The 17,148-nt window shown below is 53.5% G+C and carries 11 protein-coding genes; 1 reads left to right on the top strand and 10 read right to left on the bottom strand.

Annotated features, from left to right (window positions below; translation table 11 throughout):
• The 7 genes from ABIE48_RS18310 to ABIE48_RS18340 form a co-directional block, all read right to left on the bottom strand.
• Positions 1-3,045 (bottom strand): alpha-mannosidase, encoded by a 3,045-nt coding sequence (locus ABIE48_RS18310; RefSeq protein ID WP_192715469.1) that lies wholly within the window; start codon positions 3,043-3,045, stop codon positions 1-3.
• Positions 3,046-3,235: 190 nt separating this feature from the next.
• The gene (locus tag ABIE48_RS18315) at positions 3,236-4,087 is read right to left on the bottom strand and encodes a sugar phosphate isomerase/epimerase family protein (RefSeq protein WP_192715470.1); all 852 of its coding nucleotides are present in this window, start codon (positions 4,085-4,087) and stop codon (positions 3,236-3,238) included.
• 72 nt (positions 4,088-4,159) lie between these two features.
• Positions 4,160-5,785 carry a hypothetical protein gene (locus tag ABIE48_RS18320; protein WP_192715471.1) on the bottom strand — a complete coding sequence of 542 codons (1,626 nt, stop codon included), beginning with the start codon at positions 5,783-5,785 and terminating at the stop codon, positions 4,160-4,162.
• A gap of 67 nt (positions 5,786-5,852) precedes the next feature.
• A complete protein-coding gene (locus ABIE48_RS18325; protein ID WP_354519444.1) occupies positions 5,853-7,478 on the bottom strand; it encodes a glycoside hydrolase family 183 protein in 1,626 nt (541 codons plus the stop codon).
• Positions 7,475-9,172 (bottom strand): extracellular solute-binding protein, encoded by a 1,698-nt coding sequence (locus ABIE48_RS18330; protein WP_354519446.1) that lies wholly within the window; start codon positions 9,170-9,172, stop codon positions 7,475-7,477. Before ABIE48_RS18330 ends, ABIE48_RS18325 begins: the two co-directional genes overlap by 4 nt.
• Positions 9,173-9,252: 80 nt before the next feature.
• The gene (locus tag ABIE48_RS18335) at positions 9,253-10,149 is read right to left on the bottom strand and encodes a carbohydrate ABC transporter permease (RefSeq protein ID WP_089547852.1); all 897 of its coding nucleotides are present in this window, start codon (positions 10,147-10,149) and stop codon (positions 9,253-9,255) included.
• Positions 10,150-10,160: 11 nt separating this feature from the next.
• Positions 10,161-11,078, bottom strand: a complete 918-nt coding sequence (locus ABIE48_RS18340) for an ABC transporter permease (protein ID WP_483312658.1) — start codon at positions 11,076-11,078, stop codon at positions 10,161-10,163.
• Between the two features lie 520 nt (positions 11,079-11,598).
• Between ABIE48_RS18340 and ABIE48_RS18345 the strand changes: the two genes are divergently transcribed.
• A complete protein-coding gene (locus tag ABIE48_RS18345) occupies positions 11,599-12,681 on the top strand; it encodes a GntR family transcriptional regulator (RefSeq protein ID WP_145024300.1) in 1,083 nt (360 codons plus the stop codon).
• Positions 12,682-12,855: 174 nt separating this feature from the next.
• Here the strand turns inward: ABIE48_RS18345 and ABIE48_RS18350 are convergent, their stop codons facing one another.
• The 3 genes from ABIE48_RS18350 to ABIE48_RS18360 are packed head-to-tail and all read right to left on the bottom strand — an operon-like array spanning position 12,856 to position 17,127.
• Complete coding sequence (locus ABIE48_RS18350) at positions 12,856-14,634, bottom strand: glycoside hydrolase family 35 protein (RefSeq protein WP_192715474.1); 1,779 nt, start codon at positions 14,632-14,634, stop codon at positions 12,856-12,858.
• 33 nt (positions 14,635-14,667) lie between these two features.
• Complete coding sequence (locus ABIE48_RS18355; protein ID WP_192715475.1) at positions 14,668-16,200, bottom strand: extracellular solute-binding protein; 1,533 nt, start codon at positions 16,198-16,200, stop codon at positions 14,668-14,670.
• 39 nt (positions 16,201-16,239) lie between these two features.
• The gene (locus ABIE48_RS18360; protein WP_145024294.1) at positions 16,240-17,127 is read right to left on the bottom strand and encodes a carbohydrate ABC transporter permease; all 888 of its coding nucleotides are present in this window, start codon (positions 17,125-17,127) and stop codon (positions 16,240-16,242) included.
• Positions 17,128-17,148 lie beyond the last annotated feature (21 nt).

Raw genomic sequence — 17,148 nt, forward strand, 5'->3', positions numbered from 1 at the left:
CTAAGCATCAAGCAGCACAAGCCGAATCGTTTTCACTTCAAAAGGGCGGAAATCCAGCTTGAGCTTCCCTTCAACAACCGGCAGATCGGCCGTCACTTCCTCCAGCATATTGGTTTCGTACGCTGTTTTGACGGGGAGGTCAAAGGTCAATTCGCATGATACGGTGGCACCTTTGCATTCATAGGCCCGGATGATCCAGTCACCCGATCCGTCTTCGGCAAGCTTGACCGTCTCTGTAATTACGCTGGCTTGATCCGTTTGCAGGAAAGATTTATGACCCACCTGGTTTCCGCCGTGCACGAGGCTTACCGGATAGTTCAACTCATACGCTTCCTGAACGACGGGACTGTCCAGAAATGACCCGTTCCATACAAAGAATCCGTACGTAAACTTGTGCGTTCCCTGATCCGACGTTTCGTCCGGATGCGTCGGCGAACGAAGCAGCGTCAAGCTCATCGTGTTGTCCTGCACGGCGATCCCGTACTTGCAATCGTTCAGCAGCGCAAAGCTGCGGTTCGTCTCCGCAAGCACCGCCCACTTATGCTGGCATACTTCGAACCGGTCGGCATCGTGGGGCCTGGAAGCATGATTTGGCCGTTTGACGTAACCGAACTGAATTTCCTGTAACGATTCGTTCGCATGGACACGTACAGGAAATTCGACCCGCAGCATTTTGTTCTTCTCATGCCAATCTACCGTCGTATGAAACTCAACGCGGCGGCTGCCGGCCCGGATCCGGATATCCTGGATTAATTTGGATCGATGAAGCATGCGCTCAACGCGAATATTGGCAAACAGGGGCCCCTCTGCAGTGACATAGACTTCGGCCTTCTCATCCAACGCGACTGGAGCAGCCTGATAGCCGCGGTCGATTTCCCACGCATCGAACGCCGACGGCTGATCGCGGTACATCTTCATGGCGTTGCAATGTCCCGCCGTCCACTCCGTTCCGGTTTCCTTGTCCAGGATGCTGACGATCTCGCCGTATTCATTTATCCCAATGGCTAAGTATTCGTTCTCAAGATGCGACTTCGCAGCGGTTAGGACAGCTTGTCCCGGCGCTTCCGGCGTTACGTCAGCCGCAGTAACCGTGTATGCTGCCCATCCCGCAGACGGCGTTTCGACTTCGGCGTAACACATGCCGTCATGCCGCTGCACAGGGAGCGTTTTTCCGTCCCGGTCCGCGATACCTTCTACGCCTTCGGGCAGGGCAACCAGCTCTTTTCTTGCCCAGGAGAGCGAGTTAAACACCGTAACACCGGAACGTCCGCTACCCGCAAGCACCTCTCTTGCGCCGGAAGCCATCGCATCGACAAGCCCGTTCAATTCCGTCAGCTCTGCCTGCGCTTCCTCATGAACGCGATGAATGGACGTGCCCGGCAAAATATCATGGAACTGATGCAGCAGCAGCTTCTTCCACAACCGGTCCATCTCCTCGTACGGATAGGCCCGGCGCTGAAGCAGGCTGGCTGCGGCACCCCACATTTCAGCCTCGTGAAGCCCGACCTCCGCCTTCCGGTTTAGCCGCTTGATCTGAGCCTGCGTCGTATAGGTTCCCCGGTGCGCCGGATAGTACAGCTCCCCGACATATTTGGCATCCGGAACACCTCTTTCGATCTGATCCTCAAAATAGTCGATCGGCGAGCCGTGCACAGTACGCGGCACGCCCTCCAAATTTTCAAGCCGGCGGAGGAATTCCAAGTCGTCCCGGTTCGCCCCGCCGCCGCCGTCTCCGTGACCGAACTGTACGAGTCTTGTCGCAATGCCGTCCTTCTGCACCCGATCATTCCATTGCCTGATGAGAAACGACGGATTGACCCGAATCGGAAAATCGCCATAATCCAGCAGATGGGTCAGCACCTGCGAGCCGTCGATCCCTTCCCAAAGAAAAGTATTGTACGGAAACGGATCCGACACGTTCTCGTACGTCTGGAATATTTTCACGGAAGCAAAGTACCGGAGCCCGCAGCCCTTCATTATTTGCGGCATGTTGCCGGAGTATCCGAACACGTCGGGAAGCCACAGCATTTCGTTTTCCTTGCCGAACTCCACCTTGAAAAAGCGCTTGCCGTGCAATATTTGCCGGATCAGGCTCTCCCCGCCGGGCAGATTCGTATCGGATTCCACCCACATGCCGCCTTCCGGAATGATCCGTTCTTCCTCCACCGCTTGTTGGATGCGCGCGTATAACTCGGGATACAGGTCCTTGGCAAGCTGGAACAAGTACGGCTGGCTCTGGACGTAGCGGTAATCGGGATACTCCTCCATGAGGGCAAGCTGATTGGACATCGTCCGGGCGATTTTCCGCTTTGTTTCCTCCATCGGCCACAACCAGGCGATATCGAGATGGGACTGCCCCATGAGGTACAGCAAGGGCGCCGTCGATCCATTTACGCATGCCAGGAGCGGCGCCATCCGCTGCCGACATTGCTGAACATTTGCCGTCAGCGCATCCTTCGCAAGCCCCCAGTCGATCGTCCGGACGACCTCCGTCAGCCCGCGGTCGATTTCCGCCGCGCGCAGCGAATCCGGATCGATATGATTTCTGACCTGAACCAAACATTCCAAATCGATATAAAATTGATAGATTTCCTCTTCAAAAAGGCAAAGCTGCGATTCGCCAAGCACCGGCTGGATGCCCGAATGGCCGGCATACGCCTCGGCAGCGACTTCAAACCGCTCGCCGGCCTTAGCGCTGCGTGTCAACGTCACGTCATGGTGCTGAAGATCCAGCGCGCCCCGTACGATTCCGTTCACGTAGACCGTCGCCTCTGAGCCGAAATCAGCCCGGATGACCAGGCGTTTGCCCTCGGCTTCCATGGGAGCGGTAACCGATGAGCGAAGCCATGCATACGTCCAGTCTCCGCCCCACCGGTCGCCCGGTTCGATTGCCTCAAATCGTTTACTCTCTATTTCATCGCAGGATAGCCGCTCCTTCGTGACAAAGCAGGTAAAATCGACTGGCGAGACTACGGTATAAATGTAACGGTTTTTATCCTTCAGCAGCTTCTCAACATGGTATAGAATCTCTTTTCTCTTATCCAAATGACGGTTCACATCCTATGAATTGATCTGGGTTGCAGCGGATGCCGCTGTAACGAAGCGTGGTGAGACCGTGCTGCTGCAGCGACAGGTTCACACGGGAGGTCTGGTCAGGATCCAAGGGGCATAGGCCCCTTAATCCCGCCATGGTATCCGTCTACAAAATACGATGTTACCGCCCGCCTCATCGGAATCATCTGCCTTCAGCACCGATTCCGGCAGCAGAGAATACGCGTTCAAACCCGGCTTTGGAGCGGATAATCAGCTGCTCTGGCGTCTCTTCCGGCATGGCCGGCGTCAGCACTTCCTGCGACACGATACCGTCATATCCGATGCGCTGCAACCCTCTTAAAAAGCCCTCCAAGTCGATGACGCCTTCCCCAGGGTACAGACGCCCGTTATCCAGCACGGCCTCGACCGGCAGATCCGGTGCGTCGTTGATATGCACATGAACGATCTGCTGCGGCTGCAGCCGCTCGATGTCGTCTACGGCCAGACCGTTCGTATACCAATGATACGCATCCAGCAGCAGGCCGACATTCGGCTCGCCGATCGCGCCGACCCAATCCAGCGTCTCTTCCATCGTCCAGATGAAAGGGTATTTCCACGCCGTCCGCAGATGATGCGGACCAACGAATTCCAGTCCGAGCCTGATGCCATAGGCGCCGAGAATTTGGGCGCAGATGCGCAGGCGCCGGGTGGCGACCGCCATGAAGTGCGCCGGTTTGGCGTCGGTCGATGGCAGAATGTACGTGCAGCAGCGCGTACAGCCCAGCGCCCGGGCCGCGGCAGCCGCTTCCGCCAAGCCGGGCAGCCCGGCGAGGAACTCTTCCTCGCCCGCCCTCCACTCCACAGGCAGGCCGATCGCGCCGACGACGACTCCGTGCCGCTCAAGCTTAGCCGCAGCCCCCTCTGTTCCCAGCCGCTCGATCAATCCCCGGGCATCGATGTCAACCGCTTGAAAACCGCCCTCACCCGCCAATTCGATGAACCTCTCTTCACTTTCGACTGCTCCCAAACCGGCAAGCGTCAATCCCTTCAGCATGTGATATTCCTCCTCACTGTTGTTTGAAAAAAATCTCCATCCCAATGCAATCTGCCTTAACAGCCCGGCGCTCTATGAACCACTACTTCCCTGGACTGGCGTCAGCCCAAGCTTCGGATTGGCCAAGTCGAGCTTATACATGACCTGATTGTAGTTATAACGCGGCGTCGGGACATGATTTGTGAACGTATTCGTATACGTGCCCTCGAAGTAGATGATCCGGCCGCCCTCCTTATTGAAAACCTTATGCTGGGCCACGTTATAAAAAGTATAGTTGTTATGCGTGACGATCTTTTTAGCCGTGGTCCAAGGACCTTGAGGCGCGGGAGCTTCCGCGTACCAGATTTCTCCGAGCACGGAGGACTTGCCTTGCATCTGCTGCCCGATCATCACGTAACGCTGCCGGTAATCGTTCCATTCGATTGAGCTTGAAGCCATTTGGACCTCTTCGCCGGTATCGGCGTCTTTTAATTGAAAGTAGGTCGGATCGTCCGCCTGGATCAGCCCGGCATCGATCAGCTCCTTCTCTTGAACCTGGGTGAGCGGCGGGGTGTTCTTTTTCCAGCCCCATACGAGCTTGCCGTCCGCGCCGCGTTCAAGGGACGTTTGGGCCCCGTTGTAAGTCGTTCCCGGCGTCAGGCACGTAAACGACTCGTATTGGGTATAGTCGGTGATGGCATCATAGCTTGCCGCCACGCGCAGGTTCGGCATTCGGTGTTCGGTAAAGAGCCAGTAGCCCTTGCCGTCCTCCTCGTAATAAGCCGCCTGGCCGCCCGGATGGCGCCAATCGTCTTTGGAAGGGAACTGAACGACCTGCTCGAACTCCTTCTTCTCGTCGTTAAAGGCAAGAATGCCGAAGGCGCTGAGCTCGGGATTGTGCGTGCTGTAACCGGCGAGCAGGCGCTCCTGCCCGCTGCCGTCCTTGGCGGTCATCAAGCCGAACACCCAGGCGATGCCGGCACCGTCAGGCAGCTGAGGAACCAGGCTTTTAACGAAACCGTCCTCTTTCGTAAAGTAATCCAAATCGATGCCGGTATCGGGATCGAGACCTCCTTTTTCCGGCAGCTTCGATGTTGCACCCGTCACACGGAAGTTCCCGAGGGGATAAGCGGGTCTGTCCGTATCGCCCCAGAACCAGTACAGCCGGTTGCGGTACTTTATCGTTTGGACGGAGTCCTGACCCATCACGAGCCCGTTCAGGAGCGGCTCCTTGACCGGCGGCTTCTGGCCAAGCAGGACGCTGTCCCGGTAGATGCCCTGTCCGGTGACCCGGTATAACCGCTCAGCAATGTTGACCCGGTCCATTTTCAGCGTTACGCTTCCGCCAGGCGTCACTTCAACAGCCTGACCGCGGTAACCGAACATGTCTGTCGGCACCTCATAGCCGTCGCTCGACATATGGAAAAAGACCGTTTGATCCATCAAGCCCGGCTCATTGAAAGCCACAACACCGGCGCTGTCCGTATAGTACAAAATATTGTTCGTCGTCTTCAGCTCGACAAGCGGGATCCCCCGACCCGTCTGCGCATCCACAACCTTGATCATAAACGGCTTCTGAACCATTTTCTTAGCGCTGCTTACATCCGGCATGGCGCTATTCCCTTCCGCCTGAGCCGCCATCGCGGCGCCCGGCGCCGTCATGACCGTCAGCATGACACAGGTCCAGATGCCCGCGCTTTTCCAAGGCTTCCATTTCATTTCGTTTACCTCCTGGGCGGAGTGCCCTATTGGGATCGGCGAATAATGTCCGCTTCCGCATCAGCCGTCACTTGCGGTTCTGAACTGGCTCAAGACCAAGCCGCGGATCGTCAAGATTCAGCTTGTACATGACCTGGTTGTAGTTGTAGCGCGGTGTTGGAGTATGGTCTGTATACGTATTCGTATAGGTCGCCTCGAAGTAAATGACGCGTCCGCCGTCTTTGAAGAAGAACTTGTGCTGGGCCGGGTTATAGAAGGTATAGTTGTTATGCGTAATGATCTTCTTCGCCGTCGTCCAGGGGCCTTGGGGCGAGTCTGCTTCCGCGTACCACATTTCCCCTAAGACTGACGTTTTGCCAAACAGCTGCTGTCCGATCATGACGTAGCGCTGCCGGTAATCGTTCCATTCGACGGAGCTTTGGGAGAGCGAAACCTCTTCGCCGGTATCGGCATCTTTCAGCTGATAGTAGCGTGGGTCGTCCGCCTTGATCAGGCCAAACCCGATTAATTCTTTTTCTTGATCCTGGGTCAGCACCGGGGTGTTCTTCTTCCAGCCCCATACCAGCTTGCCGTTCTGGTCGCGCTCAAGGGACGTATTCGCGCCGTCGTAAGCCGCTCCCGGCGTCAGGCACGTAAACGACTCGTATTGAGTATAGTCGGTGATGGCGTCGTAGCTGGCGGCCACACGTAAGTTCGGAATCCGGTGCTCGGTAAACAGCCAGTAGCCTTTGCCGTTCTCCTCGTAATAGGTTGCCTGACCGCCTGGATGGCGCCAATCGTCCTTGGAAGGGAACTGGACGGCCTGTTCGAACTGCTCCGTCTGATCGTTGAAGACCAGGATGCCGCGCGCAACGATGTCAGGATTTAGCGTCGTGTAACCTGTAAGCAGACGCTCTTTTCCCGTGCTGTCCTTTGCCGTCATCAAACCGAAAATCCAAGCCATGTTTCCCCCGTCGGGAAGCGTCGGCACCATGCTCTTGGCAAATCCGTCCTCTTTGGTAAAATACTTCAGATTCACGCCGACATCCGGGTCAAGTCCGCCGTTTTGCGGCAATTCCGACGTCGCACCCGTCGTGCGGAAATTTCCCAGCGGGTAGGCGGGTCTGTCCGTATCGCCCCAGAACCAGTACAGCTTCCCGTTGTATTCGATCGTCTGCACGGAATCCTGGCCCATAATCAGACCGTTGATGACGGGCTGTTGAATCGGCGTATTGAGTCCGAGCAGCAGACTGTCACGGTAAATGCCCTGGCCGGTCACCCGGTACAGCCGCTCGGCGATGTTGACCCGGTTCATCTGCAGCGTGACACTGCCGCCAGGCGTAACTTCGACCGCCTGCCCGCGGTTGCCGAACATGTCGGCGGGAATTTCGTAGCCGTCGCTGGACATATGGAAGAAGACTGTCGTATCCATCAACCCGGGTTCGTCGAATGCCACGACACCCGCGCTGTCCGTATAATACAAAATGTTATTCGTCGTCTTCAGCTCCACAAGCGGAATACCCCTGCCCGTTTCGGCATCCACGACTTTGATCATGAACGGCTCCTGCACCTGTTTTAACGAGCTGCCTGCTTTTTGCTCGGCACTGTTCCCGGCAGCCTGAACCGGCGTAACGCCCGGTGCCATCGTGACTAACAGCAGGGCGGCGCAGGTCCATGCACCCGCCTGCTTCCACATTTTCATCTTCACTATCATCTCGGCTTCCTCCCGACTTCTTGTCGATTTGTCATTAGTGAAATGGTCTCGATGCTGTTGGTTAGGACGTTTTGGACTGGACTCTTTGGGCCGCATCGTTGTAAATCTTCAACACTTTGTCGATATCGCCCATTTTTTTTAACCTGATCGATAAATTTCGGCCAGTTGTCAAAGCTCTGCTTCCCGGCGACAAACTTTGCCTGCTCTTCCGTAACGAACGTTTTGATCGGATTCATGATCTCGGATATTTCCTGGCTTTCGTCCGGTGTGAACTGGATGGCCGGCTCGCTGTACCACGAAGGGACATAATCGTTGTTCGGCATTGGCAGACTTGTCAGATAAGGCGACTTTTCAAGCGGGACTTCCTCATACTTGCCGTTAAATACGGTATAATCCGTTGCGGCAAAATCTACAAATGCTCTGGCATCGTTGACCATTTGCAAACCCGGGTTATAATTTTTGCTTGCCCGGATCCCGTACTTATCCCCTTCCAGCCATGGATCCTTCGCCGTTTTAAACGAATCCATAAAGGTCGGATTGCCGTCTTCTCCAATTTTGTAGGTCGTTCCTTCAATTCCCCAAGTCACGAGCCGGATGTTTTCGTCGGAATACTGTAAATCGATCAGCTTGATTAATTCTTCCGGATTTTTGGCTTTAGAGCTGATGCAGAACGTGGCCCAGCCCAGGTCCGGGGTATTTCCGTTCGTCGCTTCCTGCCATGCCTTTCCGTACTTCGGATTGTCCGGGTACAGCGAAACTGCAAATATTTTGCCGTCATCCGCATTCCTTGTGTAATCTCCCGGCTCCGTAAACCACTGGGTCAGCCACATGAAAGTATCGCCATTCATCGCCTTCTTCCGGATCGTGTCGTCCGTATCAATCGTATACTCGGGATCCAGCAGCTGCTCCGAATACAGCTTGTTCGCGAACTGAAGGGCGTCTTTATACCCTTCATTAAAAATGCCGTACACGTATTTGCTGCCATCCCAGTAAATGTCGTCCTTGATGTGATTCGCCGAGAAGAGCGATCTTAAACTGTTCCATTTCGTATCCACCGGGTACTTATCGGGATACAGCTGTTTCAGCTTTTTGGCCGCGTCATAAAATTCATCCAGCGTTTCCGGAATTTTGATGTTGTTCGCTTTGAATACATCGTATCTGTAAGCGGATACGTTTTGAATCAGCAAGCCTTTATCCTCCGGAAATCTGGGAGTTGATGTTTCCTTGAAGGAGTACATTTTTCCTTCAGAATTAGTCACACGCGACATGCCGTTCTTCACCTTACTGAGATAGTTCATATAGTTGGGCATTAAATCCTTATACTGGCTGAGCTCCAGAATTTGGCCTTGTTCAGCCATGTCCGTGATATCGTAAAATAATGGCGTGACGAAGAAATCCGTCAAATCGTCGCTCGCAATCATGAGCTTTACTTTTTCGTCATATTCCGATGACGGAATATAATTAAACTTAATATTCAGTTTTTTGCCCAGCTTGGCTTCCATCTGCTTCTTCCATTCCTTGCCGATCATGCTGTTCTCGTTGTCCACCCCGCTCGACGGAAGCGTTACGGAAAAAGATAACGTGTCTCCATCCGCAGAATCCTTAGAAGTCTCGTCGGATTTGGAGCAGGCCGTTACGGAAAAGGCCAGCATGCAAGCCAGGATCAGGCTGAGCATTTTTGCTTTTTTAACCATCCCAATTCCTCCTATCAATTTGATTATTGAATATGGCGTAAAAGAAAACTTCCTCTTACATCCATGTTGAACCTTTGTTGTCAGCCCTTGATCGCTCCCACCAATACGCCCTTCGTAAAGTGCTTTTGAAAGAATGGGTAAATCGCCATAATGGGGAACATCGTAATAATGATTACGCTCATTCGGATCGCCTTCGGATCAAGTGATGATCCCGATGAATTGATGGCCACGTTACCGGCGCCTACCCTTCCTTGGATCGCGTTGGTATCCAGCGCAAACAAATAGTTTCGCAGAATCATTTGCAGCGGATATTTATCCTGATCCTTCAGGTAGATTAACGCTTCAAACCAGCTGTTCCAGCTTCCTACCAAACCAAACAAGGCAAATGTCGCAAGCAGTGCCTTCGACAACGGCAGGACGATTCGGAACAGGACGACGACATCGTTGGCTCCATCCATGACCGCCGATTCTTTCAGCTCTGCCGGTACATTCGAAAAGAAGGTCCGGAACAAAAACACGTTGTATGCTCCAACCGCGCCGGGAAGGATCATGACCCAAACGGTGTCAAGCAGATGCAGACTGCGCATCAGCAGGTATGTAGGAATTAATCCCCCACTGAAAAACATCGTGATCATCAGAAAGATGGTGATAAATTTCTTTCCCGCAAATCCGGGAATGGTCAGCGGATATGCCAGCAGCGAGGTAAACAGCAGCATAATACCGGTAGAACCTACGGCGTAAAGGATGGAATTCAGATACCCCTTATAAATGAGCGAGTCTTTAAATACGTCTGCGTAAGCCTGTACGGTAAAGCCTTTCGGCCAGATCGTAACGCTTCCCGAGGCGATGTACTTGCCGCTGCTGAAGGAGGTAGCGATAATATTCAGAATAGGGTACAGCACAACGACAAGGATCAACAGCATGATGAAAATATTAAAGGCGTCAAACACTCTGGAACCGAAGCTGATTTTTCTCAAGATTCTCCCCCCTAAAACAAACTCGTCTCCGAGACTTTGCGGCTGACCCAATTGGAAATGTACAAAATGACAAAGGAGATGACCGACATAAATAATCCGATGGCCGTGGTGTACTCGTATCTTGCGCCGAGGATCCCCTGACGGTACACATAAGATCCAATGACGTCAGCCACGCTGTAAGTTTCAGGCGAATACAGCAGAATAATTTTCTGAAAATCGGATCCCAGAATTCCGCCCAAGGCGAAAATCAGCAGGATGATCGTCGTCGGTTTGATCGAGGGCCAGGTAATGTGCACGATCTTTTTCCATCGGCTCGCTCCGTCCACTTCCGCCACATCGTAATAGGTCGGATCGATCCCGCTCAAAGCGGCAAGGTAAATGATTGTTCCAAAGCCAACCCCCTGCCATATGCCGGAAGAGATGAAGATCGTCCGGAAATAACCCGGCTCCAGCAGAAACATGATCGGGGTGCCGCCGAAGTATGTAATGATTTGGTTGAAGAGGCCGTCTCTCGCCGTAAAGTCCTTCAGCATCCCCGCAACGATCACCACTGAAATAAAATGAGGAAAGTACGAAACCGTCTGGACGAATTTTTTAAAATGCCTGTTTCTCAGCTCGTTAAATAACAAGGCGAGGATAATAGGTGCGGGAAACGACCACAGCAGTGTATACAGACCTAAAAGCAGCGTGTTTTTTAGAACACGGAAAGCCATCGGGTCATGAAAAAACGTGGTGAAATATTTAAAGCCGACCCAAGGGCTTCCCATGATCCCCTTTGATGCGTTGTAATCCTTGAAGGCGATGGTGATTCCATACATCGGAAAGTAGCTGAAGACCAGTACTGTGATCATACCTGGCAACACCATCAGGTACAGATATCGGTGTTTCCACAGTTTGGACATTCGCTTTTTATTGGTTGCCGCCAACATAAACACCCCTTTTCTAGTTACTTCAAGTCATCGCTTGAACTCCGGCCGTTCTTCACCGAAAAACCGCATCGGATACGCCTGCAATTGAAAGCGCATTCAATCTTTGCTGTTAAATACCTACTCCCCGAGATCGAAACGCTTTCAAACAGGCGTGCAAGCTTGAATCTCTACAATGGTAAAGACAGTTACACAAAACTTAAGCGTACTCATCAAGCAGGTAAAACCATATGCATTTTTCCCGGAGTTGTTATGCTAAGCGAAGGATAACACATACTAATTTGGTCGTCAATATATAGATTTATGATTTTAATACAACGTTGTTAGTATACTATCGATTCGCACCAGCACAAATCTGATAATTCCGGATAAAACCAACAACTTTCTAGATAAATCGCATAGGCAAACCACCAACTCGGCCCGGATTTATACATTAAAGTTGAGTTAGTCTGCACTACTTGGTATACTATTTAACAAACAACGCGTAATTGTAAGTATATGTCCATATAAGAGGTGACCCTGCATGAGCAAGAACGATACAACATTGCCTAAGTACCAGCTGGTGAAAGATTATGTACTGTCGCAAATCGAGAATAACGAGCTTGGCAAGGATGACCGAATTCCAAGTGAATCGGAGTTCTCCAAGCTGCTGGACGTCAGCTCCATTACGGTAAGGAAAGCATTGGCGGAGCTCGTCAATGAAGGCGTTATCTACCGGATCAGGGGAAAAGGCAGCTTTGTCGCCAATCCGGCGGAGTCTGTCAATCAAACGTCCAATTACGTGACTTTTATTATTTCCGGCAATGATATGTACGACAGTTCGTATATGAAGATTATCAAAGGCGTGCAATCCTTTCTGAACCAGCAGGGATGCCAACTTATCATTGAATTTGTGGAAAATGATGTCGAACAGGAGCGGGAGTTGATCCTGAAGCTAATTCAGTCCGAGAACCGCGGGCTGCTGATTTATTCCGCCAATCCCGACGCGGCCAGGGAGTACCTCAACGAAATCCGGAAGAAGTCGATCCCGTTCGTCATGCTCGACCGCTTTCCTGCCGGTTATCCGGTCAACTGCATTACATGCAATAACCATGACGGCGCTTATGAGGCTGTTGCGTATTTAATCGCCCAGGGCCACCGGAAGATCGGTTTCGCCGCATATGATTTTCATCTGAGCACCGAGGTCGAACGGTACAACGGATACCGCCATGCCATGGCAGACGCCTCGCTCGGGCCGGATGACGATGTCTTGTTTCTTCAGCGGGAATTAGATTATGCGAAGCTGCTGCGGCAAATTCAAAGAGGAGAGCTCACCGCCCTGTTTTGCGTCAACGACAGACGCGCGCTCGAAGTGATCGGGCAGCTTACGCAGCAAGGGGTCAGCATTCCGGAGCAAATATCGATCATGGGATTCGATGACGTAGAAAGCTCGAAATATGCCAAAGTATCTTTGAGCACCGTCAATCAGCCCTTCGAGATGCTGGGCTATGAAGGGGCAAAACTGCTGTTTGAGAGCAGTAAAGACATGTCCGGCGGATCCAAAAAAATATTGCTGTCCACGGAGCTTGTCATCCGCGAGTCGATCCGGACCAACGTAGAGCCATGACGCTCTGCTTTTCTATTATGAATTTTTCACATAATGAATTGAGCTAACCAATAATCAAAAAGGGAACGGCCGCCTAAGGCCGTTCCCTTTTTCCGTTCCGAAGATGATGATCGTGATCTATATGATAAGTTCATGTCATGCTGCTCTTTCTTGCAGGAATTAACTTTGTCCGCTTTAACCCAGCTTTGCCTGATCCGCCAGCGTGACGGATGACTGCCGCGTACCATGCAGCTCGAACAGTATGATTTCGTTCCGGCCTTCGCGCAGCAGCGGTGCCGGGATATACAGCGTGGACTGCGGCCCAACCTCCCAGTACCGGCCCAGGTTAAAACCGTTAATATAAGCGACGCCTTTTGTCCAGCCTGTGACGTCCAAGAAGGTATCGGCGGTTCCGCTTACCTCAAAGGTGCCTCTGTAAAATGTAGGGGTATTCTGGCTTGCAGCATCCAAGCCGGCGGCATCTTCTTCCTTCAGATGCGGAACAAAGGCCAGCTGGTCCAGGTTGTTCAGCGGAAGCGTGTGGATCGTCCATCCGAATAAAAACTGGTTGCCTAACCGGACCCCTTCGGTAATCCCTTTCGGGTCGTGCATGTACGGCCCGTAATTGACCCTACCGAGATTCTCTACCAAAATTTGCAGCTTCGCGCCGCCAGCCGGAATCGTCAGCTTCAGGCTGCGCTGCTCATCCCAGCGCTGCACGACGCCCCGGTACTCCCCGTCGACAAAAATGAGTGCACGGTCCCGCACCTCCTGCAGGATCAGGTCGGCTTCGCCGCGCGGCCCGGAGACGAAGGTCGTGTACAGGATAAAGCCGTAGTCCTGATCCAGCTGCTCCATCGTTTCCGGCACAGCCCGCTCCACCGCGTCAGACAGGTCGGAGAGCGAGTCGAATAAGCCGACCCGGTCGGTCAGGCGGACCTCGCCGTAGCTCTTCCGCTCGATCGGATCGGGAAGCTGCAGTTCCGGCAGGTCCACGTACTTGGCCAGAACGTCCCGGACCGCATAAAATTTCTCTGTCGGCTCTCCCCATTCATTCAGCGGGGAATCGTAATCATAGCTGGTGACGGTCGGGGCGTACCCTTCTTCCCCGCAGTTCGCGCCGTTGTAAAAGCCGAAGTTAGTCCCGCCGTGGAACATATAGAAGTTGACCGAAGCGCCGGCCGCCAGCATGTCCTCGAACACGCGCGCAGCATCCGCCGCATCGCGGGTATGATGCGGCTTGCCCCAATGGTCAAACCATCCGTTCCAGAACTCCATGCACATATACGGCTTGTCCGGCTGATAGGCTTCCAGTTCCTGAAAGGCTTCAACCGCACGGGACCCGAAGTTGACCGTCTCCAGCACGCCCTCCACCATGCCGCCCTGCAGCATAAAATCTCCCGGCCCGTCCGAGGTGAACAGCAGCACGTCCACATCGCGGGATGTAAGCCCTTTCTTCAAATGGTTCAGATACGCCTTGTCATTGCCGTAGCTGCCGTATTCGTTCTCGATCTGCATCGCAATGATCGGCCCGCCGTTCGTGCTGAGCAGCGGAACCAGCTTCGGAATCAGCACGTCATAATAAGCATCGACGTGGCCCAAATACCGGTGGTCATTGCAGCGCAGCCGGATGCCCGGTTCCTTGAGCAGCCAGGCGGGCAGACCGCCGAACTCCCATTCGGCGCAAATATACGGGCTGGGTCTTACGATGACATGCAGGCCGAGTTCACCGGCCGTTTCGATGAAGCGGACGAGATCCGCCCCGTGATCGAACACGAACTCCCCTTTTCTGGGCTCATGGATATTCCAGGCCACATAGGTCTCCACCGTGTTAAAGCCACAAGCCTTCAGCTTCATTAACCGGTCCCGCCAATACTCGGGAACGACCCGAAAATAATGGATCGCCCCGGAAACTAGGCGGATGGGCTCGCCGTCCCACACAAACTGCTTGCCTTGAACGCTTAGTACACTCATCGTTTCGCCTCTCTCATGAATGGGATTTGGAGGTTACTTGCTTTCCATTTTTTTATGATAAGCCTCTGTCATCTCATCCGCAACCTGTTTCAGCGTCGGATCGCTGCGGAGCTGCTCGATGAGCTTGTCGTAGTTTTCGATCGTATCCTTGCCGATGATCACTTTGGTGCGCATATCGCTCACTTTTTTCGAAATTTCCGGATAGTATTTATTGTAGGCTTCGGAGTACAGCTCGTTGCCCGGGTTTGGTGTTTTGATTTGTTTGCGCTCATTGACGATTTCCACATTACGGTTGTATACGTCATCCGGCATGCCGACCGCTCCGATCGACATATCGTCGCTGATGAGGTGGATCAGGTTATTCATGTTGCCGTCGCCCACCTGGTCCTTGGCTGCCTGCGGCGTCGGGATTTTGCGGCCGTTCTCGACCGTATAGTCGACGCCCTCAATGCCGTAAGTTGCCAGCTCATTGCCTTCTTTGCCGTAAGCGTAATCGAAAAATTCAAGGATTTTCTTCACCTTGGCTTCCGGCACTTTTTTCGGGATCAGGTACACGCCGTAATACGGCGATCCGGATGGCGTATATTTTTCCCCTTCCGCGTTTTGCAGATAGGTGATCGGCATGTAATCGGCCGTCGGCACCACTTCCCTGATTTTGGAGCCCGTCACCCAGGCATGGTTCATCGACTGCGACGTGCCGCCCGATTTGCCGCCGCGGATCAGGTCGACCGTCTGGGAGTACTTCAGGATCGCGAAATCTTTCGGGAACAGTCCGGCGTCATACGCTTTTTTGATCCAGAGGAGCGCATCCCGCGACGCGTCTTCCGTAATCGTCGGCACCAGCTTGTCGTCCTTCAGCTTCCAGGCACCCTGCACGCCGTTGAACACCCCGTACACAAAGCCCATCGTATCGCTGTTGGCGGCATACGGAATTTCGTCCGCCTGGCCGTTTCCGTTCGGGTCCTTCTCCTTGAACGCCTTCAGCACATCGAAAAATTGGTCCATGGTGGTCGGGGTCTGCAGTGCCAGCTTGTCCATCCAGTCCTTGCGCAGAATTGGGAACGCCCCTCCTCCATAGCTCGGGTAATAGCGGGGAATGCTGTAATTTTTGCCGTCGACCTTCGAATCCGTCCACATTTCGGCGAGCGCGGGCTGGCTCAGATTCGGGTAATCCTTGATGAACGGGGTCAGATCCCAGAACACGCCTTGGCCTATCATTTTTTGCAGCTGCGGATTCAGCAGCGATTCCACGAACGTCACCTCCGGCAGATCGCCGGATGCCAGCATGACATTGATCTTCTCCTCGGACGTTGTCGGCGACAGCCAGGTAATATCCAGCTGCGTGTTCGTGCGCTTCTCAAATTCCTTCCAGATCGGATTCGTATTGTCGATAAACTCTGTCGCGTAATTCAGCGTTTGCATCTGTATCTTGGTCGGGGCCGAAGAATCCGCCGAGCCGCTTTTCCCCCCGCCGCCGCAGGCGGACAGCAGCAGGCTGGTGCCCACCGCCACAACGAGCGTTTTGATGAACCATTGCCTTGCTCTCTGTTCTGCTTGTCTTTTCATAGAGAATAACCTCCCTTGGATTTACCTTGTTATATATCTTCATTCCTTGACCGAGCCCACCATCGCCCCTTTGGCGAAGTGCTTCTGGAGGAACGGATATACGAGCATAATCGGAACCGTCGCAATGACCACCGCGGCCATTTTGAGCGTCTCTGTCGGCATCTGCCGGTTCATGGTAACGCTGATATTGGCGTTCTCGCCGCCGCCCATCGTCGTCGGATCGACGAGCATATTTTGCAGGAGCACCTGCAGCGGCCATTTGTTCTGCTCATTAATGAACATGATCGCGTTGAAATAGGTGTTCCAGTACCCCACCGCAAAAAACAGCCCGAAAGCGACCACCGCCGGCAGCGACAACGGAATGATAATCCGCCAGAACACGCTGATTTCGGTGCAGCCGTCGATCCGCGCAGCCTCTTCCAGGCTGTCCGGGATGCTGTCGAAGAAGCCTTTCATCAGCAACACGTACCAGCCGCTCGTCAGCGACGGCAACATCAGCGACCAGACGCTGTCGATCAGGCCGAGGTTTCGGACCACCATGTACAGCGGCACAAGTCCCGGCGTAAACAAAAACGTAATCAGGATCATGACCATCATCGTCCTGCGGAACCGGAGCCGGCGGACCGAGATGGCATAGGCCAGTCCCCCGGTCACCAGCAGGCTCAGCAGCGTGCCCACAGTTGCCAGAAACAGGCTGATCAGCACCGAATTGACGAACAAGCCGTTGCCGAGCAGATAGCGGTACGCGTCCAGCGACCAGTGATGCGGCCACAAAATCAAATCCCTCGTATAATACTCTGTCGGATCCGTAAACGAAAGCACAATCGTATAATAAATCGGAAACACCATGGCCAGGCTGAACAGAATCAGCAGCCCGCCGTTGGACAGGCTGAACAGGCGGTCTTTCCAGGTCAGGGACAGTTCCATCCGCTGCAACTCTCCTTTCGA

It is taken from the genome of Paenibacillus sp. OAE614 (assembly GCF_040546645.1).
GTDB classification, from domain to species: domain Bacteria; phylum Bacillota; class Bacilli; order Paenibacillales; family Paenibacillaceae; genus Paenibacillus_AQ; species Paenibacillus_AQ favisporus.